24 protein-coding genes and 1 pseudogene are annotated in these 26,310 nt (G+C 60.9%); 5 read left to right on the forward strand and 20 right to left on the reverse strand.

Annotated features, from left to right (window positions below; translation table 11 throughout):
- Positions 1-2: 2 nt before the first annotated feature.
- Positions 3-425, reverse strand: coding sequence for an arsenate reductase (glutaredoxin) (gene arsC, locus JYK05_RS12430; protein WP_175938337.1), 423 nt, complete (start codon positions 423-425; stop codon positions 3-5).
- Between the two features lie 298 nt (positions 426-723).
- Here arsC and JYK05_RS12435 point away from each other — a divergent pair, with 298 nt between their 5' ends.
- The 3 genes from JYK05_RS12435 (at position 724) to JYK05_RS12445 (ending at position 2,295) form a co-directional block, all read left to right on the forward strand.
- The gene (locus JYK05_RS12435; protein ID WP_175938338.1) at positions 724-1,005 is read left to right on the forward strand and encodes a hypothetical protein; all 282 of its coding nucleotides are present in this window, start codon (positions 724-726) and stop codon (positions 1,003-1,005) included.
- Positions 1,006-1,096: 91 nt separating this feature from the next.
- Positions 1,097-1,363, forward strand: coding sequence for a cupin domain-containing protein (locus tag JYK05_RS12440; RefSeq protein ID WP_175938341.1), 267 nt, complete (start codon positions 1,097-1,099; stop codon positions 1,361-1,363).
- 104 nt (positions 1,364-1,467) lie between these two features.
- The gene (locus tag JYK05_RS12445) at positions 1,468-2,295 is read left to right on the forward strand and encodes a DUF72 domain-containing protein (protein WP_175938343.1); all 828 of its coding nucleotides are present in this window, start codon (positions 1,468-1,470) and stop codon (positions 2,293-2,295) included.
- Positions 2,296-2,378: 83 nt separating this feature from the next.
- Here JYK05_RS12445 and JYK05_RS12450 read toward each other — a convergent pair whose 3' ends face one another.
- The 16 genes and pseudogenes from JYK05_RS12450 to JYK05_RS12525 form a co-directional block, all read right to left on the reverse strand.
- Positions 2,379-3,605 (reverse strand): MFS transporter, encoded by a 1,227-nt coding sequence (locus JYK05_RS12450; RefSeq protein WP_175938345.1) that lies wholly within the window; start codon positions 3,603-3,605, stop codon positions 2,379-2,381.
- Between the two features lie 97 nt (positions 3,606-3,702).
- Positions 3,703-4,974: an acetyl-CoA carboxylase biotin carboxylase subunit family protein gene (locus JYK05_RS12455; RefSeq protein WP_206467182.1), complete on the reverse strand. Its 1,272-nt coding sequence runs from the start codon at positions 4,972-4,974 to the stop codon at positions 3,703-3,705.
- A gap of 38 nt (positions 4,975-5,012) precedes the next feature.
- Positions 5,013-6,005 (reverse strand): TauD/TfdA family dioxygenase, encoded by a 993-nt coding sequence (locus JYK05_RS12460; protein ID WP_175938349.1) that lies wholly within the window; start codon positions 6,003-6,005, stop codon positions 5,013-5,015.
- Between the two features lie 35 nt (positions 6,006-6,040).
- Positions 6,041-7,426, reverse strand: a complete 1,386-nt coding sequence (locus JYK05_RS12465; RefSeq protein ID WP_206467183.1) for a hypothetical protein — start codon at positions 7,424-7,426, stop codon at positions 6,041-6,043.
- Entirely contained in the window at positions 7,419-8,603 is a 1,185-nt protein-coding gene (locus JYK05_RS12470) for a hypothetical protein (RefSeq protein ID WP_206467184.1), read from the reverse strand. Before JYK05_RS12470 ends, JYK05_RS12465 begins: the two co-directional genes overlap by 8 nt.
- Positions 8,604-8,623: 20 nt before the next feature.
- Positions 8,624-9,688 (reverse strand): aspartate-semialdehyde dehydrogenase, encoded by a 1,065-nt coding sequence (locus JYK05_RS12475; protein WP_206467185.1) that lies wholly within the window; start codon positions 9,686-9,688, stop codon positions 8,624-8,626.
- A gap of 50 nt (positions 9,689-9,738) precedes the next feature.
- Entirely contained in the window at positions 9,739-10,206 is a 468-nt protein-coding gene (locus tag JYK05_RS12480; protein ID WP_175938355.1) for a cobalamin-dependent protein, read from the reverse strand.
- 62 nt (positions 10,207-10,268) lie between these two features.
- A complete protein-coding gene (locus JYK05_RS12485) occupies positions 10,269-11,273 on the reverse strand; it encodes a transporter substrate-binding domain-containing protein (protein ID WP_206467186.1) in 1,005 nt (334 codons plus the stop codon).
- Positions 11,274-11,373: 100 nt separating this feature from the next.
- Positions 11,374-12,372, reverse strand: coding sequence for a LysR substrate-binding domain-containing protein (locus tag JYK05_RS12490; RefSeq protein WP_241269909.1), 999 nt, complete (start codon positions 12,370-12,372; stop codon positions 11,374-11,376).
- 721 nt (positions 12,373-13,093) lie between these two features.
- Positions 13,094-14,026 (reverse strand): annotated as a pseudogene (locus JYK05_RS12495) (2-hydroxy-3-oxopropionate reductase); the annotation flags it as partial.
- A gap of 16 nt (positions 14,027-14,042) precedes the next feature.
- Positions 14,043-14,828, reverse strand: coding sequence for a 2-dehydro-3-deoxyglucarate aldolase (garL, locus tag JYK05_RS12500; RefSeq protein WP_206467188.1), 786 nt, complete (start codon positions 14,826-14,828; stop codon positions 14,043-14,045).
- 542 nt (positions 14,829-15,370) lie between these two features.
- Positions 15,371-17,188 carry a glutamine--fructose-6-phosphate transaminase (isomerizing) gene (glmS, locus tag JYK05_RS12505; protein WP_206467189.1) on the reverse strand — a complete coding sequence of 606 codons (1,818 nt, stop codon included), beginning with the start codon at positions 17,186-17,188 and terminating at the stop codon, positions 15,371-15,373.
- A gap of 75 nt (positions 17,189-17,263) precedes the next feature.
- Entirely contained in the window at positions 17,264-18,625 is a 1,362-nt protein-coding gene (gene glmU, locus JYK05_RS12510; protein WP_206467190.1) for a bifunctional UDP-N-acetylglucosamine diphosphorylase/glucosamine-1-phosphate N-acetyltransferase GlmU, read from the reverse strand.
- Between the two features lie 97 nt (positions 18,626-18,722).
- Positions 18,723-19,682 carry a tRNA 2-thiocytidine(32) synthetase TtcA gene (gene ttcA, locus JYK05_RS12515; RefSeq protein WP_206467191.1) on the reverse strand — a complete coding sequence of 320 codons (960 nt, stop codon included), beginning with the start codon at positions 19,680-19,682 and terminating at the stop codon, positions 18,723-18,725.
- Positions 19,679-20,080, reverse strand: coding sequence for a dihydroneopterin aldolase (locus JYK05_RS12520; protein WP_175938461.1), 402 nt, complete (start codon positions 20,078-20,080; stop codon positions 19,679-19,681). The genes ttcA and JYK05_RS12520 overlap by 4 nt, the downstream gene beginning before the upstream one ends.
- 30 nt (positions 20,081-20,110) lie before the next feature.
- Complete coding sequence (locus JYK05_RS12525) at positions 20,111-20,980, reverse strand: SDR family oxidoreductase (RefSeq protein WP_206467192.1); 870 nt, start codon at positions 20,978-20,980, stop codon at positions 20,111-20,113.
- A gap of 13 nt (positions 20,981-20,993) precedes the next feature.
- Between JYK05_RS12525 and JYK05_RS12530 the strand changes: the two genes are divergently transcribed.
- Together JYK05_RS12530 and JYK05_RS12535 are read left to right on the forward strand one after the other, a co-directional pair.
- On the forward strand, positions 20,994-22,199 hold the full coding sequence (locus JYK05_RS12530; protein WP_206467193.1) for a class I SAM-dependent methyltransferase: 1,206 nt from the start codon (positions 20,994-20,996) through the stop codon (positions 22,197-22,199).
- Between the two features lie 10 nt (positions 22,200-22,209).
- A complete protein-coding gene (locus JYK05_RS12535; RefSeq protein WP_175940549.1) occupies positions 22,210-22,404 on the forward strand; it encodes a DUF2905 domain-containing protein in 195 nt (64 codons plus the stop codon).
- A 964-nt stretch (positions 22,405-23,368) separates the two neighbouring features.
- Here JYK05_RS12535 and JYK05_RS12540 read toward each other — a convergent pair.
- The 3 genes from JYK05_RS12540 to JYK05_RS12550 are packed head-to-tail and all read right to left on the reverse strand — an operon-like array spanning position 23,369 to position 26,220.
- The gene (locus JYK05_RS12540; RefSeq protein WP_206467194.1) at positions 23,369-24,631 is read right to left on the reverse strand and encodes a multifunctional CCA addition/repair protein; all 1,263 of its coding nucleotides are present in this window, start codon (positions 24,629-24,631) and stop codon (positions 23,369-23,371) included.
- Positions 24,628-25,251: a glutathione S-transferase family protein gene (locus JYK05_RS12545; RefSeq protein WP_206467195.1), complete on the reverse strand. Its 624-nt coding sequence runs from the start codon at positions 25,249-25,251 to the stop codon at positions 24,628-24,630. The genes JYK05_RS12540 and JYK05_RS12545 overlap by 4 nt, the downstream gene beginning before the upstream one ends.
- 12 nt (positions 25,252-25,263) lie before the next feature.
- A complete protein-coding gene (locus JYK05_RS12550; RefSeq protein ID WP_206467196.1) occupies positions 25,264-26,220 on the reverse strand; it encodes a complex I NDUFA9 subunit family protein in 957 nt (318 codons plus the stop codon).
- Positions 26,221-26,310: the final 90 nt, after the last annotated feature.

The raw sequence follows: 26,310 nt of genomic DNA on the forward strand, positions 1-26,310 counted from the left end.
CGCTAGCGCACGCGCTTGCCGGTCTCATCGATGATCACTTCGCCGTCTTCCTTCGCGAAGGGTCCCTTCTGCGGCGACGGCAGCAGGTCGATCACCAGTTCCGACGGACGGCACAGCCGAGCGCCGAGCGGTGTATCGACGAACGGCCGGTTGATGAGAATGGGATGCGCGAGCATCGCGTCGATGAGTTGGTCGTCGCTCAGCAATGGATCGTCGAGTCCGAGTTCGGCGTACGGCGTGCCCTTTTCCCGCAACGCTTCGCGCACGCTGAGGCCTGAACGGGCGATCAGCGCGACGAGCGTCTCGCGGCTCGGCGGCGCCGTCAGATATTCGACGACGTTCGGCTCTATGCCCGCGTTGCGGATCAGCGCAAGCGTATTGCGCGAGGTGCCGCACTTCGGGTTGTGATAGATGGTGACGGTCATGGCGCGCTCCGTGTGACTGTGGATGCTCGCATTCTAGGGCCGCGCGGCGCGGTGCGTACACGGCGCATGTCGCGCGCGCCTGCGTCGTGTCATGTCGCCGACCGGATCGCGAGCGTATAAGCGAATCTGCTGTTCATTGCAGAAACGCGGCCTATAACTTGAATTGCGTGCGGCGCGCAGGTTGCTGAACGCGATGCAGCGACATGACACCGTGCCGCGAGTCATTGCGTCAGCGCCGGCACCGCGCGATACCGATGCGCGGCCCGCGCGCCAGCGCGTCACTATCAAGGAGCACAACATGAAATCACGTCTCGTCATGGCGGCCGTCGCCGCCTCGTTGCTTGCTGCGGCAGGCGTCGCCTCGGCGCAGCAGAGCTACTATCGGACCGCACAGGTGCCGGGCCAGGCCACGCCCGACACGTGGACGCAGTCCGCCGACACCCAGAGCCAGACCGGCGACATGTCCTACGGCGGCGTTTCCTCCACGCGCAGCGATATGGGCTCGGCCGCCATGCGCCGCGACCCGATCTCGAAGCCGTGCGTGCGCGGCCCGCAGTGCGACATCTTCTTTGGCAACTGATAAACACTTGCGTTCGCATCGCTGCATCGAGGGCGCGTCTTTCCGTCCGCGCGGACGCGCCCCTTTTCACTCTCCCTCCCAAGGCCACCTCATGCATCGCGACACGTTCCTCGCTCAGCTTTCCGCCGAAGGCTTTCACGAAGTCGTGACGGTCACGCGCGAACCGGACGTCTCGCTCGACCTTCACGCACATCCGTTCGAAGCGAAGGCGCTCATCGTCGAAGGCGAAATCACCTTGCGCGTCGGCGGCGAGGCGCGGCTGTATCGCGCGGGCGATGTCTTTCATCTTCAAGCCAACGTCGAGCATTCCGAACAATACGGGCCGCAAGGCGTGAGTTATCTCGTCGGTCGCAAATAGCGCCAAGCCGCGCGGCGCACGCTCGTGCCGCTTCGATGCCGGTTCGCCGAGGGTTCGCTACACTCGTGTCATCCAGCGATCTTGCATGAGACCGGAGAGGCCCGATGGCGGCGAAGAAGAAGACGGAGAACGCGGCACGCATTCGTGTCGGTATCGGCGGATGGGATTTCGAGCCGTGGCGCGGCACGTTCTATCCCGAAGGTCTCACGCATAAGCGCGAGCTCGAGTACGCGAGCCGCGCGCTCACGAGCATCGAGATCAACGGCACGTTCTACCGTTTGCAGAAGCCCGACACGTTCGCCAAGTGGCGCGACGAAACACCCGACGACTTCGTGTTCTCGCTGAAGGCGCCGCGCTATGCCACGAATCGCCGGGTGTTGGCCGAAGCGGGCGATTCCATCGAACGGTTCTTTGCGAGCGGCGTGCTCGAATTGCAGGACAAGCTCGGGGCGATCAACTGGCAGTTTGCGCCGACGAAGCACTTCGATCCCGAGGACTTCGAGCGCTTTCTGAAGCTGCTGCCCGCCACCGTCGAAGGCCGCGCGATTCGTCATGCCGTGGAAGTGCGGCACGAGAGTTTCGCCGATGCCGCGTTCGTCGCGCTGCTCAAGAAGTACGGTATCGCGGTGGTCGTGGCGGGCGATTCGACGTATCCGCAGATCGCGGATATCACCGCGCCGTTCGTCTATGCGCGCATCATGGGCACGACCGAAAAGCAGAAGCTCGGCTATTCGAAGGCGGCGCTCGATCGCTGGGCCGCGCGCGCGACGGAATGGGCGGCGGGCGGCGCGCCGGAGGATTTGCAGATGGTCGGCAAGGCGCCGTCGAAGGCGTCGGCGCGCGATGTTTATCTCTACGTCATCAGCGGACACAAGGCCGCTAATCCTGCCGCCGCGATGGCGCTATGTGATCGGCTCAAGCCTGAGCGCTAGCGAATTCATACTTACTGTTTGTCGACAGATTGCGAAGATGCATCTACTCTGATTGCGGCAGAGACATTGTACGAGCGCATCCATCAATTGACCTCAACAGGTGGAAGCAGCGTGTCGTAACCAAACACCGTCCGACCAAGGACGACCAATACGATTCCAAGCGTCGCGGCAACCGCGAAAATGATTCCAAAAATCCCGGATGGCGAGAAGTGTGCCGATAACGCTGTGACGAGCGCCGCGCTCAATGGGATGGAACACATATTCATTAGACCGATAAGACCGGTCGTGATTCCTAGGTGCTCTTTTGGAATGAGCTGACTGCGCACCGTACGAATGTATATGCTGAAAGCTCCATCGCAAGCCATCAATGCGCTGTATCCAACAAGGTAAACCACATACTCCTTGGACAACGCGAGCACTAGACCGGCGAAGATCATCGCACAGAACGACGTGATTCCGAGCACGGGTAAACCGAACTTTCGGGCAATTCGCGGCACGACTGCGCACGCACCGATCGATGCAACCGCCGCCGCCGTCTGGAGCATGCCGAAGCTGCTTTCCGGAAGCCCTAAGACCTTCACGACAACCGCGGCACTCACAACCAAGGCTGCACCGTAGACAAGATTGACCACCCATGTCAATGCAGAGAGATAGAACAGCACCTTGTTCTGCATCAGAACGCCGAAGGCTTGCCGGTTTGAATGTCGTAAGGCCCGCAAAGAGAAGGATTGCGTAGTCGGAAGGGATTGAGTTTCGAAGCCGAATAGAATTAGCGATGCACCGCCGAACATCGCCGCGCCGATAAGGAGAAGCGGATTCAATCCGTCCCAAACGGAAATGAGTGCAGCAAGCGCTGGTCCGGCCACTTGCGTAATCTGCTCGACTGCCTGGAGCATAGAATGCGCCTTGGGCAATTCCGAAGCATCGAGATTGCGTGGAAGCATAGCTTCCGAGCCGACGAACGAAAGAATATAGGCGATAGAAAGAATCGCCATCATGACCGAAAGAACGGCGAACTTGCTCACGCCGCTTGCAATCAGCGCAAGCGCCACCGCTAGGACGAACGCACGTCCGAATTCGATGCCGGAGAAGAGATGGCTCGGCTTCAATCGGTCAGCGACGAATCCGGCCAGCGGGAAGAAGATGATTCTTGGAACCCATTCAATCACGAATGCAAGCCCGGAATACTTGAGATCGCCCGTGCTCTTGAAAATCGTCAGCGGTACCGCGAACAAGAGAAACTGATCAGCGAGGGCACTCAAGAATCGTGCGGCGACGAAGCGCTTCAATCGGAGAGTGGCATGCGGCATGGCACCAGTGGTTTATCCGTAAGTGATTTCGGGGAAGATTCCGTTTTTCGAAAATCGCAGGTCTCGCGAGTGAGCGCGAGACCCTGATTCGCTTGTCCTACCCGCCGGGCTGCCTGACAGAGAAAATCTCTTGAGAAAGTCGCTGGGCGAATCGCAGGTGGTCAGAGAACCTCTGCTCTGGCTCCCTTCCCTTCCAGAAGAACTCGACCGACCCCTCGCGGGCTCGCCACGATAGCGGCTTCTCTGAAACATCCAGAGGCTTTGCGGTGATTTGCATGTTGACGACTATCTCCGGGAGTTCCTTTGGACTCTTCACGTGCGCGATCACGCCTTCTTGGGCTTTGAGGAACGAAATTGCGGCAAGCCCACGCGACGGCAGTTTTTCCGGCAGATTCACCGGTATTCCAAGGTATGAGGCCACGTGTAATTGATACGGATTGATTCCATAACTACGCTCAACCAGATCCATGATCGCATCGCCGCCTGTGCGCGCCCCAACTTCGATGATTCGCACCTCGCCGGCCTCGGTGATGCGCGCCTCGAAGTGCGCAATGCCGTAGCGAATACCAAGCGCCTCGCACGCGCGTTCCGCCACATCGCGAAGTTTCTCGTTGTCGCTATGGACGGACGGCACGGAGTGGCCGGTCTCGACAAAATAAGGCTCCGGCCCGAGATATTTGTCCGTCACCGCGATCACGCGATGCACGTCGCCCTGGTTGAATACTTCGACGCTCACCTCATTACGGGAAGAGATATATTCCTCGACCACGAAGACGTCTTCGGGCGTCATGTAGGCTCCGTTGAGCGCCTTGACATCTGCTACGCACTGCTCAAACGCAGATGCGAGTGCATCGAAGCTCGTCACCTTTATCACGCCGACACTTCCCGCGAGCTCGCGAGGCTTGATGACCACAGGCATACCGAACTCACGCGCCAGCTCCTTCAACTCGTCGAGCGTCCTGAACGCGCCGAAACGCGGCACCGGCAAGCCAGCTCCGGCCAGCACCTGTTTCATGAGGTACTTATCGCGGCATCTATTTACGGTTTCGGCTGAGTTGTAGTTGAGTCCGTAATGGCGCGAAACCTCAAGGGCACTACGCACCGTGAAATCGTTCATCGGAATGACAGCTGCCGGGCGAGCCCCGTGCTCTCTTTCGAACAGCAGCACTGCCGAAAGCACGCCTTCGGGATCGGACACATCGCCAGCAATGAATCCGTCAAAAAACTTGATGGTGTTGGAAGTGCGCGCCTTGGCCAAGGTAAAGACACGCAATCCGTTGCCTGCGCGCAGCGCTCCAGCTAGCACTCTTTCTCGGAGTGGGAACTCGCCGCCAAGAATCAAAATATAGGGTTCGTGTTGTTCACTCATTGATTTACTCCTCTCAAACTGCTTCGCCGTGGCCCAGATCACGCGAATACCAAGCTGTTTTCGGTGGCACGATCGCGTATATCCCACAGGTTGTTACGTATGTTTGCCCGCAGGAGCCACCGATCCGAACCGTCGTATGACGCCGAAAAAGCGCTTCGCGCGTGCACGCCTTTTCGGTTATTGATCAACAGCGCTTGTCCTGGCTTGAGTCCAATGCCGTTGCTTTCACCGATTCGCTGACAGGCGTCGAGCAGCTTTTTCAAGGCACGCTCCGCTTCTGCATCGAGGGGCTGAACTCCATTAGCGGCGATGAAGATTTCCGGGTGAGTATGCGGCCCCGATAGGACCGGGACGGGTGCCGACCAGACCTTTTCGCCGTCAGCCGCACCGCGGATCAACAACGTGTAGTTGCTGGGCGCCGCCATCCGAAAACGCGGTTGACGCAAGATCGCGTGCGCCTGCGCGTCCAGAAGGGTCGTCACGTCTCGTGCATCCGCATATAGCGTTCGCGCAGTGCCGGCCTTATCCGCGCGCAGACAAAGCAGCAATAGAAAGTCCGGATTATGCGAATTGAACACCATCGACTCGTCGAACATTGAGTCGTTATGGAAATTCAGGAAGATCTTCGAACTGCGATTGGATTGCGTGTACTCACCACCTGGCATCGGAACGACATGGTGAACAATCTGTCCAGACTTCTCCGACATATAACCGACCGGAACTCCGATCAGTTGGGCCAGTCCTAGCAAAGACTTTTCGGAGGTGTCCGCGAGCGTACTCCCGGGCTGTCCCCTGACCGGGGTGGCAGGCAGGGATTCGTCAATAGGAAGTCCGTCGATCAGCATGACACCGGGACTCGACGGATCGCGCGCAAATCGGAAAATGTCTTCTATCAGATCGTCGGATAATCCGGCAAATACCCGATATAGACTAGCGAGCGCTTTGGGATAGTTTTCGTGAGGTAATGCAATCGATGCATACGCAGAGGTAAGCGCCGCTTTTTGCGCTTCTGTCAGGCGATGTGTCTTCAAAGGCAATGCTCCAGGCAATAAGGGAAAATATGAAGTCAGGCGACGCCCGCAGGGGTGATTAGCTCGTGGTTCTGATGGCGGCAGAACCACATGATGTCGGCTTCAAGTTTGTGGAAAATGTCGTCGTCGTTCACATGGTCTAGCGCATTGCGATGACGCCGCTTCAAATGCGACGGAATAGGCAACTTTCCAAAATCGAACAAACGGATCGCGCCGTCGGGTGCGCGCATGGGTACGACTTGCGCAAGCGCGTGTCGACTAGCACTGAACGGTACATCCAGCCGACCGTTTTGAAAGGCGTCAACGATTGACGTAATCAAATCGTCTGCCTCGAGCACTGGCGAAAGCAGCGCAGTGACTTCATCGAGTATCCAAGCCAATTCTTCCTCGACAGAATCCCTGCAAGTATCGACCAAGTCAAGAATCCAACTATTCGCTGCCTTGCTCATCAGCACTCCGCTCACGTTAGCCTCGAGCGAAGGCACACCTGCCGACTCCTGATAAGTCTTGTTGATTGTCTTGATGGCGCCACCCGCCTTGGCAACCATCGCGCCTCGGAGAATGAGCGCATCGCAATCGTGCCTCTCGTGAGGGAACGCACCCATGAATTGATGAAACACCGGAAACACGTAGTCCACGCAGTCGGGCAATAACGTTGCGGCTAGGCGGGGGATTGCGCGCAACATCGCGATGTCCTGAACGATGTGACCGGTTTGGCACACAGCAATGGAGAGACAACGAACGCCCGCTGTGTGCGCCATGGTCGCCTCCAGGAAAGCCATGGCCAATTGAATGGACGGTGGCATCAAGACTGCCGTCAAGGTGCCGAAGAACTCCCGGTCCACTATCACGCCCTGGCGTGCGAGCTCACCGCACTTCGCATCTACATCGGCCCACCAATTGAGCGAATCGCGCAACGGCACGTCTTTGCAATACGGAATGTTGTACCCGATACCTCCGCCCTCGAACGCGCTGAAACCTGAGGCCACGGCGACCTCAAATAGCAACCGGGGATCCGGGGAGCCATGACGGACTTGCACGGGAGCAATGACGAGTTCGTTAAGCTCCCTGCCAAGGCGCCATCCATGTGCGACCAGCGGATAGCCGTTCAATTCTTGTGGCTCTTCACGGGCTAGACGAGCGGCGATTTCGAATCGCTTGAGCCGAGTGTGCGCATCGATGGTGATCGTCGCGATATCCGGCGCAGCAATAGCCTCGAGCCCCCCGATCAAACCACGCATACCTTCGTGACTTCCAACTCCACATCGGGGTTGAACCAACATGCGGTTATGGCGACGCGCTTCCAGCAGCCGGGCGTGAACAGTTTGCTTGGGCAGGCGGTGCAGGTAATCGATGACCTCATCCGCATCGGGCGTCTCAAGCTGCAAGTGCGTTGCGTATTGAAGATGTTGGTCAAACATGACGCTCGTGCTCCGTCTGCCCCCACACTGCAAGTCTTCTGTCGAACGGTACAGCTCGGCTGGAAGCCAACAAACTGTTGCCGGTCTCCTGCGAGCAGTGGCGCATGTGCTGTGCGAGAGTGCGACCAGCCAATGCGTGCGACGCGACTAATTCGTGCGAAACGCTTCCGTCAGCCATTGCGATGGTGAGAAGCCGAGCATCGTCCGGTTTCAGTGCCAGACCAAGGTCTTCAATAAGAAATCGCTGCGAGTCGAAGAACCCACATGTCACGACGAGTTTGCCGTCACCGTCGGCACCCTCCAGACTGAGATGCGGTACGTCAGCTTGCACAAGAGCGGCAGCGCCTCTTTTCCGCTCATCGTGTGCGCCAGCGAAGGCGCGAGAGCGTGTATCGGGAATGACCGCAGGTATGAACGGCGAGTGTGCATCGATGACTGTGCCAACGCCAAAGTCGCCATGATTCGCTCGGCAGACGATGCGAATGCCATGTTCATCGGCATATTCCACGCCTCGGTGATGCAGCACCTTGGCTCCGCAGAGTGACATCGTCTTCGCTTGTCGATAAGACAGTGTTGGCAATAGATGCGCATCTGCTACGAGATTGGGGTCGCAACTATAGACGCCGGGAACATCAGAGCAGATCTCAACTTCCTCGCAACCGAAAGCGGCGGCGAGTGCTATAGCCGACAAATCGGAACTGTTCTTTCCCATCCAGGTCGTCTCACCGGTCTCCTGAGCAGACGCCTGGCCTCCCGGAATTACGATGACGTCGTGCGTTTGGAACGAATCAGCCAGACGCCGGACATCGACCGAGAGCAGGCGAGCGCGCGTGTAGTTCAAATCTGTCCGTAATCCGATCTGACTGCCAAGCAAGACCGTTGCCCTGAGACCCGAAGCGTGCAGGGCAGCGGCGAAAAGAACGGCACCAATGCTATCCGCAAGGGGAAGCCCTGCGTCGATCAAGCGATCGGGCGTAGCTGCATTGAGGCCAAGCAGGGTGTCTCGATACTGCTCGGTCAGCCCGGTTGGCGCGCTCACCACGCATACGATCCTATGCGCGGGACCCCTATGAGCGAGTTCGCGATTAACCCACTGACAGACGGAACGCATGCGCCCTTCATCAGCGAACGACGAGCCGCCAAACTTCATAACGCGGAAAAGATGATTGTTCCTCATGCCGAGATCGATTCGGTGACTCAAACGCTGATGAGGCGGCTGGGATTACGGATGTCGAACCGCTGCTGACTAATCAGCGTTTCGGCGATTTGCACAGCGTTGAGCGCTGCGCCGATACGAATATTGTCGGAGACGACCCAAAACCAGAAGGCGTTCGGATTTTCCGGATCGCGACGAATCCGACCAACATGCACAAGATCAGACGAGCCGATCACGCGCGGTGAGGGGAAGTCAGCCGCGTCAACGCCGTCGTACACTTGAATCTCGGGAGCGTCACGCCAGAGTCTCTTCAAGTCCGCCAAATCAAGCGGCCCGCCGCATTCGACGTAGACCGCTGCGCTGTGGCAATTGCGCACAGGCACACGTACGCAGGTTGCGCTCAGATGGATTGCCGGCGCATCGAGGATCTTGCGTGTTTCCTGCACCATTTTGCGTTCCTCCAACGTGAACCCGTCCTCCTCCAGAACATCAATGGACGGAACTACGTTGAAACCCAGCGGAGCGACGAAGCGCCGGTGCACTGGTTGCCCCGGTGAGTCGTCCAGAACCTCCTTGATGGATTCGTCGAGTTCGTCAAGTCCCGTGAGTCCCGCACCTGAAGCAGCTTGATAGGTCGACGCGATGACCTTGAGCACAGGATTCACCTTGTGAACCGGATCCAGCAAACGCACAACCGGTATCGTGGAACAGTTCGGATTCGCGATGATGTTCGATTGCGGACGCGTCGCTAAGCGCCGGGCGTTGACTTGTGGCACCACGAGCGGCGTGTCGTCGTCCATGCGAAAGGCGTTGGTGTTGTCGATGACTAACGCGCCCTGCGCGGCCGCGCGCCGTGCATGGACTCGGCTTACAGCGGAGCCCGCCGAGAAGAAGGCGAGGTCGACCTTGCTGAAATCGAAGTGCTCTAGATCAGCGACACGTAGGCTCTCACCGCGGCAACGCACTTCTTGCCCGGCTGATCGGCTCGACGCCGCGACGCCTGCCAGCTCCGCATCGACATTGCGCTCCTCCATGAGGCGCAACAATTCCTTTCCTACGGCGCCTGTCGCGCCAGCGATAGCGATCCTGACGGGGGAATATCTCACACTCAATCTCCTTTCATATTTTTATTCGCCTACTATGCTTGCACCTTGATCTACCGCGACAGTTGCGCGGGCGTCCGATCAGATAGAACATGCATGACGTCTCTCGGATGGCGAAGCACCATGTCAACTCCAAGCGCATGCAAGTCATCGATAACTCGGTCATTCTTGATCGCACCAACGGACAAATTCCCGCCGACCATGACCGGCGCTGAGACGTTGTAGCGAGCGCGCCATTCAGGCAAGTCGGCTAGATCTGCCCTGGCATGGCCATTCAGACTGCCGATCAAAATGGCAACCAGGTCATCGACCTCGCTCGCCACTTTCATGAACTCCTCGGTCGGAGTACATGCACCGAGATTAATCACCTTGAATCGTTGACGACGGAGATACATCGCAATCAGATGATTGGCGACCACATGCGGATCGCTGGCGGCGACTCCAAGCACGATAGTTCCTCGGTTTGGCGACACGCTAGAACGGTCGTCAACAGGCTGGTCTGCTCTCTGGACTGTCGTCATGTTCGTCTCGTTGCTTTTTGCCTCAAGTTAGCCACACCGCCATCGCGGCCTTGATCCTGCCGCTAGTGAAAGTCTGGCGACATTAGCAGCCCGCCTCGCGACCATAGATCGTTCATATTCCTGGGCAGGTTCAGGGCAGACCTATCGCCGAGGTTGCGCGCGAAAATCTCGGCGTAGTTCCCGACCTGCTGGACGATGCGCAACGGAAAGCTGTCTTGCAGTCCGAGCGCCTGAGACGTTTCCCTGAGGGGATGTAGAAAATCACGAATGTAAGCCGGCCCGCTAGCCGCAAGTTGATTGCAGTTCCGGCTATCGATTCCGAGTTCCTCGGCTTCGATTAGGACACGCATGATCCATGTGACGGCGCGCTGCCACGCCGGATCGCCGTAGCGAACCACCGGGCCCATCGCTTCCTTGGAGATCTGGTGATCGAGGATGATATGACCGCGCGGGTTGGGAAGACGCAGGCGCTCCCCCGTCAATGGAATGCGGTCGAGTGCGTACACCGTACACTCGCCCTCGGCATACGCCCGGAGCGCCTCAGCTGGCGTCGCGTAAGGCCGCATCGTGTATGCGAGCCCACGCGCGCCAAAGTAGCGTTCAAGATTTACTTCCGTCGTGGCTCCGCGTTGCACCGCAACGACGCGCCTGCGCAGCGCAGCGACACCCACGGTGGGAGCAACGTCAACCATGTCTGACGCCTTAACCATAAGCGCTTCGCCGTCGTACAACATGGCTTGTGGAAAGACGACCCCATAGCGCAACTCTCGGCCTAACGTCGCACTGGCGTTGAATGTTCCAATATCCACCCGCCCCGTCTCCACCGCGACGCACCGCTGATCCGGAGTAATTGGCTGGAACTGGATGGCCGTCGCGTCTCCAAGGACTGCGGCAGCGACAGCACGGGCGAGGTCGACATCGAAGCCACGCCAATGCGCCGACGACGGATTCGAATCGTCGCAATAAGAAAGGCCAACGATCCCCTTGCTAACCCCCGCTAACAAGTGACCGCGTCTCTGTACCTCGCGTATTAGCGACCCTTCTTTGATAAACGCCCATTCGTTCATTCGTGCCTCGCAGTCGACTGCCGATATGCACGATTATGGGAGCGTCGAAGTCTGCTGAGAATTTAGTTTTTCTTCGGGATACTTAGAAATTTTCCGTATCTCAATATCCTGCGAGCCGGTCCAGTTTCTGATGCGTCTGAACGGCTTGACTCAGCACCCAATCGCGCAGCGCGCGGGCCATAGGCGACAAACCGACAAAGGAGGGATAGACAAGAAAATAGCCCAGTTCTGTTTCGAAGCTATATTCGTCGAGCGGCGTTAGGGCGCCTTGCTCGAGCAAATTACCAATGAGCAAGTGACGACCAAGCAACAGTCCACAGCCGCTGACAGCTGCTTCTATCGAAGCGTTGGCATCAGTGCAAACCATCTTTCGCTCAAGCGTGATCGGCGGAAACCCTCGCCTTTCGAACCAGTCATCCCAAGTAACCTGCTCTCCGGATCGCATACCGACGTCCAGTATGAAGCAGATCTTATTGAGCCGTCCTTGGGCGATGAATTCTTCTATCTCTCGTTTGACTGACGGGGCACATACCGCCTGGAATCGCTCCTTGAACAGAAGGTCAGCGCTTAAAGTTTCATATTTTCCTGCGCCGAATCGAAAGGCCATATCAAATGATTCGTTCGAGAAGTCAACAAGGCGTTGCGAACCGTCCACGTACAGTTCTATCTCAGGATTCCCCTTCAGAAAGGCTGGCAGCCTCGGGTTGAGCCAGCGGCTCGCGAATGCTGGCAGCGCGCTGACGGCCACACGCGACGTACGCTCCTCTTTCGGCTGGAATGCTCGCATGATGAGGTCAAGCGCATGTGAAATATCAGCAACCGCCATCCGGCTGGTTTCAGTCAAATCGAGCCGCTGTTTCCTTTGAACGAACAGCCTTCGACCGATATAGTCCTCAAGTGTTTTGATCTGTTGACTAACTGCGGACGGCGTAACATTCAATTCATGCGCTGCTTGCGCGAGTGATCCGAGACGTGCCACAGACTCGAATGCCTTCACAGCATTCAACGGTGGCAAGCGCAGGCGATGCTTGCGCATCCCATCGTGTGTCGAATCTATTTGCGCTTCCTTGCCGTCGTGCGCGCCACCGATTTTTCTCACCAAGGAATTGCCTCGAACTGGTGAAACCCTACTACGCGCCGAGTTGCGGCCGGTCTTTCGGATGAGTTAATACGGGCCCCAGCATCTTCTTTGTTTAATTTCAGAGGTCCTTTGCGGTGACCGTTTCTGCCGAGGCGGCTCGTCCGAGCTCGTGGGAGATCCGCTGTCGAACACGCGTGGAGGGAGAAATCCGCCAATCTTAAACAGTCGGCCGGCTCGGCGACAGTCGAAAATTCTTAAAGACTGGAAACTGACAAGGCGGTCCGTTGTCGTAATCGAGTTCGGAATTCGATAGTGCACAGCTCCAAGTAGCCTTTCTGCGCACCGCACGGATCGCCCGCGTAGACCGAGACGCGGTTCTTTCGCGGCACAGACCGAAGGCTCGGCAAGCGACCACGCGCCGTGGGCATCGAGCGTCACGCGCGCACTCGGAAAACGCTCTGCGAGCGGGGTGCCGCATCCATTTCGGCTTCGCATGAGAGCAAGCCGCTCATCTTGAGTCGTTGAAGGCGTAACACGCTTACGCCGCTTCTGGGAGACCACGACTGCTCCGGGCGTCATCGCCTCTTCGTGCGCAGGCGCTCCCAGTCGTCGGCCGCTCGCGCCGCTGGCCTTGCGACCGGCCGGCTTTAGGATCCTACTGCCCGCGTTGCGACAGCGGGATGCGTGGTTCCGCGCCGTCCGGTTGAACGCCTCCCACGCATGCAAGCGCGAACCGCCCTTACTTCGCCCCCTGCCCGATCTCGTGGTTCGCCAGAAGCTCGAGCGCCCGCACCATCCCCGAGTGATCCCACGCCTTGCCGCCGTGCGCCGCGCACGCGTTGAAGAGCGCCTGGCACGTCGCCGTGTTCGGCAGCGAGACGCCGAGCGATTGCGCCGTCGAGAGCGCCAGATTCAAATCCTTCTGATGCAGTTCGATCCGGAAGCCGGGATTGAAGGTGCGTTTGGTCATCCGCTCGCCGTGAACTTCGAGAATTCGCGACGACGCGAAGCCGCCCATCAACGCCGTGCGGACCTTTTCCGCATCGACGCCTGCTTTCGACGCAAGCAGGAGCGCCTCGCCGACCGCCTCGATGGTCGCCGCGACGATCACCTGATTCGCGACCTTGCAGACCTGTCCCGCGCCGACATCGCCGATCAGCGAGACGTTCTTGCCCATCATGTCGAAGAGCGGCTTGACCTTGTCGAACGTGGCCTGCGCGCCGCCGACCATGATCGTGAGCGATGCCGCTTTCGCGCCGACTTCGCCGCCGGACACGGGCGCATCCAGATAATCCGCGCCGCGCTCGCGAACTTTCGCCGCGAACTCGCGCGTCGCGATGGGCGAAATCGAACTCATGTCCACGACGATCTGACCGGCGCGCAGCGATTGCGCGACGCCGTTCTCGCCGAAGAGCACGCGCTCGACATCGGGCGTGTCCGGCACCATCAGGAAGACGATGTCGGCTTTCTCGGCCACTTCTGCCGGGCTGTTGCACGCGGTGGCGCCCGCCTGCGTCAGTTCGGCCGGCACGCCGCTGCGCGTGAACGCGGCCAGCTCAACGCCGTCCTTGACGAGATTCGCCGCCATGGGATGCCCCATGATGCCGAGTCCGATGAAGCCTGCTTTCGTCGCCATGAATCTGCTCCTTGTGTTCGGGTTCTGGTCGGGTGAGCGTGCCGCTCGCGCCCTATTCTGCGATGAAGTGTTTTTTCACGGCCTGCGCCGCGTTTCTGAGCATGCCGAGATCGGCGCACACTGCGACGAGCGTACAGCCCATCGACAGATAACGCTCGGCGTCCTGCTGCACGGGCGCGAGAATGCCGCTCGCCTTGCCGGCCGCGTGCGCGCGCTCGAAGACGTGCGCGATGGCCGCCTGCACGTCCGGATGATTCGCGTTGCCGAGCTGACCGTATGCGGCGGCGAGATCCGATGGACCGACGAAAAGCGCATCGACGCCGTCCACGGCCGCGATTTCGTCGATGGCATCGACGGCTGCGCGGCTCTCGATCTGCACGGCGACGCTGATATTGTCGTTCGCCATCTTGAAGTAATCCGCGACCGTGCCGTAGCGGTTCCCGCGATGCCCGACCGACACGCCGCGAATCCCTTCGGGCGGATAGCGCGTCGCGGCGACCGCGCGCGCGGCGTCGGCGGCGCTGTCGACGAACGGGATCAGGAAATTGACGAAGCCGGCGTCGAGCAGCCGCTTGATGCCGACGGGCTCATTCGCGGGCGGCCGCACGACCGGCGCGCTCACGCTGTCCTTGAGCGACATCAGTTGCGGGATGAGCGTGAGCGTGTCGTTGGGCGCGTGCTCGGCATCGAGCAGCATCCAGTCGAAGCCGACGACGCCAAGCAGTTCCGTGACGATCGGACTCGCCAGCGACGCCCAGCAGCCGATGAGCTTCTCGCGGGCGCGTAGTGAAGTCCTGAAGGCGTTGGGCAACGGTTGGTACGGGGTCGACGACGGCATGGTGCCTCCTTGAGGTGGCTGCGCGCTTCGGGAAGTTTGCGTCTGGCGGTTAGTTGTCTGACGTCTTATCTAGCGTACCGTCGTTGATGTGGGTTAGAACAGCCGAGTTAACCCGCATACGTACCATTGCACGGCGCTTCTGTGGCCTACATGTTATACGACGTCTTATTTTTGTGCCGTTCCCGCTTCTCTGTTGCAAGCCTCGATTCTCAGCAGCCCAACCGCGCGTCTAAGTAAACAAAAGAATCGCATATGTATATGTGGTAGTAGTTAACAAGCCTCCCATGAAACAGTGGATAACCCGCTTCTCGCGTTTCGCTTCAGACACTTGCGAAGTAAACAACTTCGGTATGGCAGCGCAGTTTACGGCGCGACGAGAGGACAACTTTCAGCGCCTTCTACGGGGCGCAGACTTATGCAGAAACGGCGAACAGGTTTCGCGCTGCGGTGGTCACAGGGTTGTCCACAGCGACGCGCTCGACGGGCACAAAAAAAGCGCCTCCGAAGAGACGCTTTCGAGCTAGGAAGCCGACGCTAACAACTCACTCCACCGTCACCGACTTCGCCAGATTGCGCGGCTTGTCGACATCCGTACCCCGCGCGCAGGCCGTGTGATACGCGAGCAACTGCAGCGGCACGACATGCAGAATCGGCGACAGCGCCCCGTAGTGCTCCGGCATCCGGATCACATGAATCCCGTCCTCACTGACGATGCGCGTATCCGCATCCGCGAACACGTAAAGCTCGCCGCCACGCGCCCGCACTTCCTGCATGTTCGACTTCAGCTTCTCCAGCAGCGCGTCGTTCGGCGCGACGGTCACAACCGGCATCGCCTCCGTCACGAGCGCGAGCGGCCCGTGCTTCAGTTCGCCCGCCGGATACGCTTCCGCGTGGATATACGAGATCTCTTTCAGCTTCAGCGCGCCTTCGAGCGCGATCGGGTAATGCAAGCCGCGCCCGAGGAACAGCGCGTTTTCCTTGCGCGCGAACTCTTCCGACCACGCGATGATCTGCGGCTCCAGCGCCAGCACGCTATTCAACGCCGCCGGCAAGTGACGCAACTGACCGAGATACGCCGCTTCCTGCTTCGCATCGACGCGGCCGCGCATCTTCGCCAGCGTCACCGCCAGCACGAACAGGCCGACGAGCTGCGTCGTGAACGCCTTGGTCGACGCCACGCCGATTTCCGTCCCCGCGTGCGTCAGAAACGCGAGTTCCGTCTGGCGGACCATCGCGCTCGTGCCGACATTGCAGACGGCGAGCGTATGCGCGTGTCCGAGCGATTGCGCGTGCTTGAGCGCGGCGAGCGTATCGGCGGTTTCGCCCGACTGCGAGATCACGACGACCAGCGCCTTCGGATTCGGCACCGACTCGCGATAGCGGTACTCGCTCGCAATCTCGACTTGCGTCGGAATCTTCGCGATGGATTCGAGCCAGTACTTCGCCGTCAGCCCCGAGTAATAGCTCGTGCCGCACGCGAGAATCAGGAGACTGTCGATGCCGGCGAACACGTCGCTCGCTTCCTCGCCGAAGAGACGCGGCTCGAAACTGTCGGCTTGCGGAATAGTGTCCGTGATCGCGCGCGGCTGCTCGAAAATCTCCTTCTGCATGAAATGACGATACGGCCCGAGTTCCACCGCGCCGCCGTAAGCCGTCACGACGCGCACTTCGCGCTCTGCGGGCAGGCCGTCGCGGTCGGCGATCTTCACGCCATCGAGCGAAATCTCGACGACATCGCCTTCTTCCAAGAACGCGAAGCGGTCCGTGCTGCCGGCGAGCGCGAGCGCGTCCGATGCCAGAAAGTTCTCGCCCTCGCCCACGCCCACGACGAGCGGCGAACCCTGGCGCGCGCCCACCACCGTATGCGGCTGGTCCTTGTGCATTACCGCGATGGCGTACGCGCCGTGCAGTTGCTTGACGGCCTCGCGCACGGTCTGGAACAGATCGCCGCGATACATGCTGTGAATCAGATGCGCGATGACCTCGGTGTCCGTCTGGGACACGAACTCGTAGCCCTTGTCGCGCAGCATCGCGCGCAGCGACTCGTAGTTCTCGATGATGCCGTTATGCACCAGCGCGACGGTATCGCGCGAAAAGATCGGGTGCGCGTTGTCGGTGACGGGCGCGCCGTGCGTCGCCCAGCGCGTATGCGCAATGCCGGTCATGCCGCCGATGCCCGTTTCCCGCACTTGCGCGTCGAGATCCGACACGCGCGCGACGCTGCGCGCCCGGCGCGGCTCGCCGTTGCTCAGCACGGCCACGCCGCACGAGTCGTAGCCGCGATATTCGAGCCGCCGCAATCCTTCGACGAGCACCGAGACGATATTCCGTTGCGCAACCGCGCCGACAATTCCGCACATGGCGTTATTCCTTTGATGTCAAAACCGAACGCACAATGAAAAAAAGCCGAGCCTTCCGGCCCGGCCTCGCGCGCTTCACACTTTCTTTTTGGTCGGCCGGATGTAGTCCGTCTTGCTGACCTGGCGCTTCTCGTTGAGCACCAGTTCGCCTTCGCCGACATCCTTCCAGACGGTCGTGCCCGCCGCGATGGTCACGCCGCGCCCCACGCGCACCGGCGCCACGAGCTGCGTATCCGAGCCGATGAACACGTCGTCGCCGATCACGGTGCGATGCTTGTTCGCGCCGTCGTAATTGCAAGTGATGGTGCCCGCGCCTACGTTCACGCGCGCCCCGATATCCGAATCGCCGATATACGTGAGGTGATTCGCCTTCGAGCCACGGCCCATCACCGCGTTCTTCACTTCGACGAAATTGCCGACATGCGCTTCGTCGCCGAGCACGGCGCCCGGACGCAGCCGCGCGTACGGTCCGAGCACGACGTTCGCGCCGGCCGTGCCGCCTTCGATATGCGTGTACGCCTCGACGCGCGTTCCCGCGCCGATCGACGCATCGCGAATCACGCAGTTCGGCCCGATGCTCACGTTGTCGCCAAGCGTCACGCGGCCTTCGAACACGCAGTTGACGTCGATGGTCACGTCCGCGCCGCATTCGAGCGTGCCGCGCACGTCGATGCGCGCCGGATCGGCGAGCGTCACGCCCGCTTCGAGCAACGCATACGCGACGTTGCGCTGGTTAATGCGCTCCAGTTCGGCCAGTTGCACTTTGCTGTTCACGCCAAGCGTTTCCCATTCGGCGTCCGGCTGCGCGGTGACGACTTCGACGCCCGCTTCGATGGCGCGCTCGACCACGTCGGTCAGATAGAACTCGCCTTGCGCGTTGTCGTTCTTCAGCGACGCGAGCCATTGTTCGAGCGTGCGCGTCGGCGAAACGACGATGCCCGTGTTGATTTCGGTGATGCGCCGCTCCGCTTCGCTCGCGTCTTTCTGCTCGACGATCTTTCGCACCGCGCCGTCCGCGTCGCGCACGATGCGCCCGTAGCCGGTCGGATCGTCCACCGTCACGGTCAGCACGCCGTAGCGTTCGGTGCCGGCGGCGTCGAGCAGACGCTTCAGCGTGCTGGCGCGCGTGAGCGGCACGTCGCCGTACAGAACGAGCGTAGGCACGGAAGAATCCAGAAGCGGCAGCGCCTGATGCACGGCGTGCCCCGTGCCGAGCTGCTGCTCCTGCACGGCGAATTGCACGTCGGGCGCGCCGACGGCTTCGCGCACCTTCTCGGCGCCGTGTCCGACCACCACGACGAGGCGCGTGGGCGACAGCGTGCGCGCCGTGTCGATGACATGCGCGAGGAGCGGCCGGCCCGCCAGAGGATGAAGGACTTTCGGCAGGGCGGAGCGCATGCGCTTGCCCATGCCGGCAGCCAGGATCACGATGTTCATCGCTTGAGTCTTGCAGGGTTCAGGTCGCGCCAATATAGCATGCGAACTTTTTCGAAAACGCCCGCGGAAGCCACGCCGCGTCTCGTTCTACAGGCTTTCACAGATCGTCGAACTGAACAATTGAAATGGCGTTTCGCGATGCTGACGGTTCGCTTGCGCACGGTTCTTCGTCGAACGCGATATCGCCTTGCGGATCGGCCTCGCCGGTGGCGCGCAGGCTCGCGAACGGAAAGAGCGCGGAATCCATCAGATGCGACGGCACTACGTTCGAGAGCGCATTGAACATGTTCTCGACGCGCCCCGGAAAACGCTTGTCCCACTCGCGAATGAGCGCCTTCATTTCCGCGCGCTTCAGGTTCGGCTGGCTGCCGCACAGATTGCACGGGATGATCGGAAATTCGCGCAGTTCGGCGAACTTTTCGAGGTCCGTTTCCTTCACATAGGCGAGCGGACGAATCACGACGTTTTTGCCGTCGTCGGATTGCAGCTTGGGCGGCATGCCCTTCAGCTTGCCGCCGTAGAACATGTTGAGCAGAAGCGTTTGCAGAATGTCGTCGCGATGATGCCCGAGCGCGATCTTCGTCGCGCCCAGTTCGCCCGCCACGCGATACAGAATGCCGCGCCGCAGCCGCGAGCACAGCGAACACGTCGTCTTGCCTTCCGGCACCAGTCGCTTGACGATGCTGTACGTGTCCTGGTTCTCGATGTGAAACGGAATGTCGAGCTTGGCTAAATACTCGGGCAGCACGTGCTCGGGAAAGCCCGGCTGCTTCTGATCGAGATTGACGGCGACGATATCGAAGTCGATCGGCGCGCGCTCGCGCAGGCGCATGAGAATGTCGAGCATCGCGTAGCTGTCCTTGCCGCCGGACAGGCAGACCATGACCTTGTCGCCCTGCTCGATCATGTTGAAGTCGCCGATCGCCTGCCCGACCTGACGCACGATCCGCTTGAAGAGCTTGTTGTTCTCGTACGCTTCCTTCTGCTGGCGCTTGGTCAACGCCTCGCGCGCGGGCTTCTGCTCTTCTGCGTGTTCCATGGCTTCACGCGCGTTCATGCTCGTTCCTCTTTGATGCGAAAGACTTCGACGCCCACCGCGTCGCAGTCGGGATAGACGTCGGGCTTTTGCGTCGATACCGCGACCGCGCGCACGTTCGGATGCGCGAGCAAGGCGGCGGCGACGTCGTCGCACAGCGTTTCCTGAAGGTGGATGTGACCGCGATTCACGCGCGCCGCGATGGTCGAGCGCATGAAGTCGTAGTCGACCACTTCGGAGAGCTTGTCCGCGACGGGCGTGGACAGCGCGAGCGGCACGAATAGCTCGACATTGAACACCACGCGCTGCTCGCCGCGCTTTTCGAAGTCATGCACGCCGATATTGATGCGCACTTCGTAGTTGCGCAGGAAAAGCCGCCGGCAATCGGTCAGCCGGGGATGAGAAAGTGCGGCAAGCATGGCGTTATCCAATAGTTATCGCGGCGCGGTTCAGGTTTTTTCCGCGCCGATCATGTACATCACGTCGCGCGGGCTCGGCACGAGATGCTGGCCGCCATCGACCACGAGCGTCGTGCCCGTCACGCCGTGCGCGTTCGCCAGATAGCACGCGGCCTGCGCCACGTCCGCAACCGTCGATGCGCGCTTGAGCGGCGTCACACGATGCGCCGCTTCGAACGATTCGGGCGTCTGCGCGGCGGAGATCAGCGTGAGCCCCGGCGCGAGTCCGACGACGCGCAGTTTCGGCGCGAGCGCCTGCGCGAGCGCGACGGTAGCCGTGTCGAGCGCCGCCTTCGTCAGCGTGTACGACAGGTAATCCGGGTTCATGTTGTAGAGCTTCTGGTCGAGCACGTTGATGACCACGGCGCGCAGCGATTCGTCGTCTTCGGCGGCATCGGGCGTGGCTTCGTGCAGCGTGCGCGCGAGCGTGAGCGGCGCGGCGACGTTGACGGCGGTCATCTGCATGAGCTTCGCGTAGCCGAAGTCCGCGGCGGTGTCTTCATCGAAACGCGATGCGCAGTTCACGACGCAATGCAACGCGCCGAAGGTTTCGACGCACGACGGCACGAGCCGCGCGACTTCCGCTTCGATGCCGAGATCCGCGTTCAGCGCCACCGCGCGTCGCCCGAGCGACTCGATTTGCGCGACGGTTTCGCGCGCTTCCTGCTCCGAGCGGCCGTAATGCACGGCGACGTCCCAGCCTTGCCGCGCGAATTCCAGCGCGATGCCTCGCCCGATGCGCTTTCCCGCGCCCGTCACGAGCACGGCGCGCTTGCGCTGCGTGGATGACGCCGACGCGAGAGGCGCATTCACGCCCGAAGGCGGCGAATTGGCGGGAGAAAGCGGCGTGGAGGCGCTCATTTACAATACTGGGATGAATCCGAATCGACCAACCGATAGTTTACCTGCTCCCGGCCCCGACGCGCTCGCGCAATCGGCCGCGCTGACTGAAGTGATACGCGAACGCATCGCGGCGGCGGGCGGCTGGCTGCCGTTCGACCAGTACATGGAGCTCGCGCTGTACGCGCCCGGCCTCGGCTACTACAGCGGCGGCGCCATGAAATTCGGCCGCCGCGCCGACGATGGCAGCGACTTCATCACCGCGCCCGAGTTGTCGCCGCTCTTTGCGACGACGCTTGCGCGCCCCATCGCGCAGGCTTTGCAGGAGAGCGGCACGCGACGCGTGATGGAATTCGGCGCGGGCACGGGCAAGCTCGCGGCGGGTTTGCTGACGGCGCTGGCCGACCTTGGCGTGGAAATCGACGGTTACGCGATCGTCGATCTGTCCGGCGAACTGCGCGAGCGTCAGCGCGCGACGATCGAAGCGCAAGCGTCGGCTCAGGCCGCGAAGGTCGAATGGCTGGACGCGCTGCCCGATGCGTTCGAAGGCGTGGTGATCGGCAACGAAGTGCTGGACGCGATGCCGGTTCGCCTCGTCGTGCGCAAGCTGGGCGCGTGGCATGAACGCGGCGTGGTGATTCAGAGCGAAGGCTTCGCTTTCGACGATCGCGCGGTTACGGCGGATGCGCAGATCGAGTTGATCGACGCGGCCATCGACGAAGCGAACGACGACGAGCCATTCACCGAATACCTGACGGAGACGCACGAGGCCGCGCTCGCGTTCACGAAGACGGTTTGCACGATGCTCACGCGCGGCGCGGCGTTTTTCATCGACTATGGCTTTCCGCGACGCGAGTTCTATCACGCGCAGCGCGCGACGGGCACGTTGATGTGTCATTACCGGCATCGCGCGCATGCGGACCCGTTCCTTTATCCGGGATTGCAGGATTTGACGGCGCACGTCGAGTTCACGGGCATCGCGGAGGCTGGCGTGGAAACGGGTGCGGATTTGCTTGGCTTTACGTCGCAGGCGCGGTTTCTTCTTAACGCCGGAATTACCGATGCGCTCAGCGCGCTCGATCCTTCGGACGTGAAGCGATTTCTGCCTGCGGCGAATGCGGTGCAGAAGCTGCTTTCGGAAGCGGAGATGGGCGAGCTATTCAAGGTAATCGCGTTTTCGCGCGGCATCGAAGGCACGCTCGATGCATTCGCTGCGGGCGATCGTTCGCACGCGTTATGAGGCTGCGGTCATGATTCGCTGGGTAGTCACGACGTTTATCGCGCTTGCGATTCTTTCCGGGTCGATGCCTTGGCTTAGGAAGTTTGGCATTGGGCGGTTGCCCGGGGATTTTACTTTGCGGATTTTTGGGCGGGAGTATTCGTTTCCGTTCATGTCTACGGTGGTCATTTCTATTTTGCTTTCTTTGATTGCTCGGGCGCTTTGATTTTTTGTCTTTCAGCTCGGCCTAGCTCCGCAATAGTGCTTGGTCTTCTGACGGTTTGTTTCGGTGAAACTTGTTTTCGCGTCGGTCTATTAGTGTTGCCCCTCCCCGGGGCGGGGGTCACTTTCTTTGCTGCTGCAAAGAAAGTAACCAAAGAAAGCAGCTTTTTTTGGCCCGCAGCAATTACGGCGTGGTCACTCCGCAGAGAAACATTGGCACTCAGCTTGAATCAACCTTGAATCACCTTCCGCGCCCGCTGAGCGCCACGTCCTCCGAGCCCCTTGGCTCGATAAAACCAGTGGGACACAACGGCTTCGCTATAAACGAACATATGGCAAGCCGAGCGTGATGAACGGCGTGCTAAAGGACCGGCAAACGCTTCGCCGCTTGATCGAACTCACCCCGGCATAACGGCTGTGCTCAAAGTGGCTACATCGCTCAATGTGGCTACATCGTCAGCCAAGCAAGGCGACGACGTGCAAGTCGATGCGCGACAAGCATTGCCGCTCAACGACACCCACAGGGCACAGCGGCTGTGCTTGGAAATGGAAACGTGGCAAGCCAAGAAGATTGGCAAGAGATTGCGCCAGAAGCATCGTCATCAGGGGCGAGCTGAGGCATGCATGCGGCGCGCGGCGCCTACGGCATTGGTCCTCGTCGAATCCATTTCTAGTGATGCAAAGTGTCCCGCTGGTTTTATCGAGCCAAGGGGCTCGGAGGACGTGGCAGTCAGCGGGCGCGGAGGGTGATTCAAGGTTGGTTCAAGCTGAGTGCCAATGCTTTTCTGCGGAGTGACCAGGCTTTTGCTGCTGCGGGCCAAGAAAAAGCTGCTTTCTTTGGTTACTTTCTTTGCAGCAGCAAAGAAAGTAACCCCCGCCCCGGGGAGGGGCAACGCTAATAGACCGACACGAATACAAGTTTCACGAAAGAAAGAACAGCGCGCTAATCACCAACAAGCACACGAAGTTCAAGAAGAAGAAAGCGCCCCCGAGCGGCCCCCGCTCAACACGCTCCCAACCGCCTCCACCCGCGCCTCATGCACCGCATCCTTGATCCGCGAAGGCTCATGCGCGAACCGCTGCGCCACCGCCCCGGCATCGACCGACCGCGCCGCGACAAGCGCCTCGCGCAGCCGCTCGGCCTGCGGATACTCTTTGTGCTCGAGCCCGAGCCGCCCGCGCGCATCCGCGAGACAAGCCTGAAGCGCCTCGGCAAAGCGCGCCGGCTTGCGCAGCGCATCCGTGCGCTCGAAAAGCCGCACGAGCGCCGCCGCGCCCATGTCCATCACGCGATGAATATTGCCGTGCTCCCGCGCGACGAGCAGCGCCAGATCGCGGCATTCGTTGGGCACGCGCAGGCGTTCGCACAACGGCTTCAGCAAGTCGACACTGCGTCCCTCATGCCCGATGTGTCGCGGCAAGATATCGTCGGGCGTCGTCGCCTTGCCAAGATCGTGCGTGAGCGCGGCAAAGCGCACCGGCAGCGCATAGCCCTGCGAGGCCGCGTAGTCGACCACCATCATCACATGCACGCCCGTGTCCACTTCCGGGTGATAGTCGGCGCGTTGCGGCACGCCCCAGAGCGCATCCACTTCCGGCAGAATCCGCGCGAGCGCGCCGCAGCCGCGCAGCACCTCGAACATGCGCGACGGCCGCTTCTCCATCAGCCCGCGCGAAATCTCCTGCCACACGCGCTCGGGAACGAGCGCATCGACTTCGCCGGCTGCGACCATCTTCTTCATCAACGCTTCGGTGTCCGGCGCGACGGTGAAATCCGCGAAACGCGCCGCAAACCGCGCGAGCCGAAGTATGCGCACCGGGTCTTCGATGAACGCATCGCCCACATGCCGGAAACGCTTCGCGCTCAGGTCGCTCTGTCCGTCGAACGGGTCGATCACCGGGCCCGTCAGCTCGCCTGCCGCGTTCACTTCGCGCGCCATCGCGTTGATCGTGAGATCGCGGCGCGCCAAGTCCTCCTCCAGCGTCACATCCGGCGAATAGTAGAACTGAAAGCCGTGATAGCCCGCCGCCGTCTTGCGCTCGGTCCGCGCGAGCGCGTATTCCTCGTGCGTCACCGGATGCAGGAACACCGGAAAGTCCTTGCCGACGGGCTTGTACCCTTGCGCGACCATTTGCTCGGGCGTCGCGCCGACGACCACGTAATCGCGGTCCACCACCGGCACGCCCAGCAACGCGTCGCGAATCGCGCCGCCTACCGCGTAAATATTCATCGCGCGTCGTCCTTCTTTGCATCGTCGATCCACGCGGCCACGGCCGGCAGCGCCGTCACGCGAGCCGCGTACTCGCGCGCGCCTTCGCTGATGGCGGGCGCATACGAGTTGAAGCGCATGACGACGGGCGCGAACATCGCGTCCGCTATGCAGAAATCGCCGAACAGGAACGGCCCGTTCGACTGCGCGAGACAGCCGGTCCAGATGGCATCGATCCGCGCGATATCCGCGAGCGTGCCGGGCGTCGCGCCGATGCCGGGCTCGCGCGTCGTGATGTGCATCGGCATGTTCTGGCGCAAGTCGGCGAAGCCCGCATGCATCTCCGCGCTGATGCTGCGCGCATGCGCGCGGGCGGCGGCATCGCGCGGCCAGAGCGCATGCTGCGGATACCGTTCGGCGAGCGTTTCCATGATGGCGAGCGATTCCCACACTGTCTCGCCGCTATCGGTGATGAGGCACGGCACTTTGCCCGACGGCGTCACATCGAGAATCTTCGCCTTGGTGCCGGGCTGGCCGAGCCGGATGAGCGCTTCATCGAACGGAATGCCGAAATGCCTGAGCAGCACCCAGGGACGCATGGACCAGGATGACAGATTCTTGTCGCCGATAACGAGTTTCATGCGGTCGGGGAATCAACGGTGCGCCGTGGCGCGGAAAGTATTGAAGCGCGAACGCGGCGACATGCCGGTGAGATACAGCGGCGCGATGGCCTCGATGCTCGCCGGCTCGCCGATGCCCAGTTCCGGCGCGAGCGGCCCGCTCGCAATGCTCGGCGTCTTCATCGAATCCAGGTTGTCGCGCGACATCAGCGGTTCGCCGGGCGCCATTTCGAGCGTCATCGCCTGAAGACGGCCAAGACTCTCCGGCAGCTTGACGATGCGCGCACGCTTGCCGATGGTCGCGCCCGCGAAGCGCACGAGTTCCGCGAGCGTATAGACGGCGGGGCCCGCCAGTTCGTAGACCATGCGGTTCGCGGCATCGAGGTCGAGCACGTTGACGATGGCCTTCGCGACATCGCCGACGAAAACCGGCTGGAATTCGGCGTCGGCGCAGGCAAGCGGAATCACCGGAAAGAGCCGTTCGAGAAACGCAAACTGGTTGAGCAGATTGTCCTCGGGACCGAACACGACCGAACTGCGGAAAATGGTCCAGTCGAGGCCGGATTCGCGGACCTGCTTCTCGCCATCGCCCTTCGAACGCAGATACATGCTCGGACCTTCGGAGTCCGCGCCGATCGCGCTCATATGAATGAGCCTGCGCACGCCCTTCGCCGCGCACGCCGCGACGATCTTGCGCGGCAGTTCGACATGCGCCCGCGCGAACTCGGGGCCGTACGGATCGCCGCGCCGCCCTTGAAGCACGCCGACGAGATTGATGACCGCATCGGCTTCCGCGACGAACGCGGCGAGCTTGATGGGATCGTGGACATCGGTTTCGAGCACGTCCACGGGCAATAACGTGAGATGCGCGGCGTTCGAGCGACGCCGTGTCGCAATCCGGACGTTCTTGCCGAGATCGACCAGCGCGTTGACGAGATGGCTGCCGATAAAGCCGGAGCCGCCGATGATCGCCACGTTCTGATGTTGCATGTTCGCCTCTTGTGTCGCGGCTGTCCGCTTGCGCTGACGAATGCGGGGCTACGAGGTAAGGACGAGCCGCCGCGCGTGCTTCCGATGAAC

This window comes from Caballeronia sp. M1242 (genome assembly GCF_017220215.1).
Classification (GTDB): domain Bacteria; phylum Pseudomonadota; class Gammaproteobacteria; order Burkholderiales; family Burkholderiaceae; genus Caballeronia.

Excerpts from the sequence above, each read along its gene's own strand:
- arsC (WP_175938337.1), bottom strand. The coding sequence starts at position 425 with ATGACCGTCACCATCTATCACAACCCGAAGTGCGGCACCTCGCGCAAT.
- JYK05_RS12435 (WP_175938338.1), top strand. The coding sequence starts at position 724 with ATGAAATCACGTCTCGTCATGGCGGCCGTCGCCGCCTCGTTGCTTGCT.
- JYK05_RS12440 (WP_175938341.1), top strand. The coding sequence starts at position 1,097 with ATGCATCGCGACACGTTCCTCGCTCAGCTTTCCGCCGAAGGCTTTCAC.
- JYK05_RS12445 (WP_175938343.1), top strand. The coding sequence starts at position 1,468 with ATGGCGGCGAAGAAGAAGACGGAGAACGCGGCACGCATTCGTGTCGGT.
- JYK05_RS12450 (WP_175938345.1), bottom strand. The coding sequence starts at position 3,605 with ATGCCGCATGCCACTCTCCGATTGAAGCGCTTCGTCGCCGCACGATTC.
- JYK05_RS12455 (WP_206467182.1), bottom strand. The coding sequence starts at position 4,974 with ATGAGTGAACAACACGAACCCTATATTTTGATTCTTGGCGGCGAGTTC.
- JYK05_RS12465 (WP_206467183.1), bottom strand. The coding sequence starts at position 7,426 with ATGTTTGACCAACATCTTCAATACGCAACGCACTTGCAGCTTGAGACG.
- JYK05_RS12470 (WP_206467184.1), bottom strand. The coding sequence starts at position 8,603 with ATGAGGAACAATCATCTTTTCCGCGTTATGAAGTTTGGCGGCTCGTCG.
- JYK05_RS12480 (WP_175938355.1), bottom strand. The coding sequence starts at position 10,206 with ATGACGACAGTCCAGAGAGCAGACCAGCCTGTTGACGACCGTTCTAGC.
- JYK05_RS12485 (WP_206467186.1), bottom strand. The coding sequence starts at position 11,273 with ATGAACGAATGGGCGTTTATCAAAGAAGGGTCGCTAATACGCGAGGTA.
- garL (WP_206467188.1), bottom strand. The coding sequence starts at position 14,828 with ATGCCGTCGTCGACCCCGTACCAACCGTTGCCCAACGCCTTCAGGACT.
- glmS (WP_206467189.1), bottom strand. The coding sequence starts at position 17,188 with ATGTGCGGAATTGTCGGCGCGGTTGCGCAACGGAATATCGTCTCGGTG.
- glmU (WP_206467190.1), bottom strand. The coding sequence starts at position 18,625 with ATGAACATCGTGATCCTGGCTGCCGGCATGGGCAAGCGCATGCGCTCC.
- ttcA (WP_206467191.1), bottom strand. The coding sequence starts at position 19,682 with ATGAACGCGCGTGAAGCCATGGAACACGCAGAAGAGCAGAAGCCCGCG.
- JYK05_RS12520 (WP_175938461.1), bottom strand. The coding sequence starts at position 20,080 with ATGCTTGCCGCACTTTCTCATCCCCGGCTGACCGATTGCCGGCGGCTT.
- JYK05_RS12525 (WP_206467192.1), bottom strand. The coding sequence starts at position 20,980 with ATGAGCGCCTCCACGCCGCTTTCTCCCGCCAATTCGCCGCCTTCGGGC.
- JYK05_RS12530 (WP_206467193.1), top strand. The coding sequence starts at position 20,994 with ATGAATCCGAATCGACCAACCGATAGTTTACCTGCTCCCGGCCCCGAC.
- JYK05_RS12535 (WP_175940549.1), top strand. The coding sequence starts at position 22,210 with ATGATTCGCTGGGTAGTCACGACGTTTATCGCGCTTGCGATTCTTTCC.
- JYK05_RS12540 (WP_206467194.1), bottom strand. The coding sequence starts at position 24,631 with ATGAATATTTACGCGGTAGGCGGCGCGATTCGCGACGCGTTGCTGGGC.
- JYK05_RS12545 (WP_206467195.1), bottom strand. The coding sequence starts at position 25,251 with ATGAAACTCGTTATCGGCGACAAGAATCTGTCATCCTGGTCCATGCGT.
- JYK05_RS12550 (WP_206467196.1), bottom strand. The coding sequence starts at position 26,220 with ATGCAACATCAGAACGTGGCGATCATCGGCGGCTCCGGCTTTATCGGC.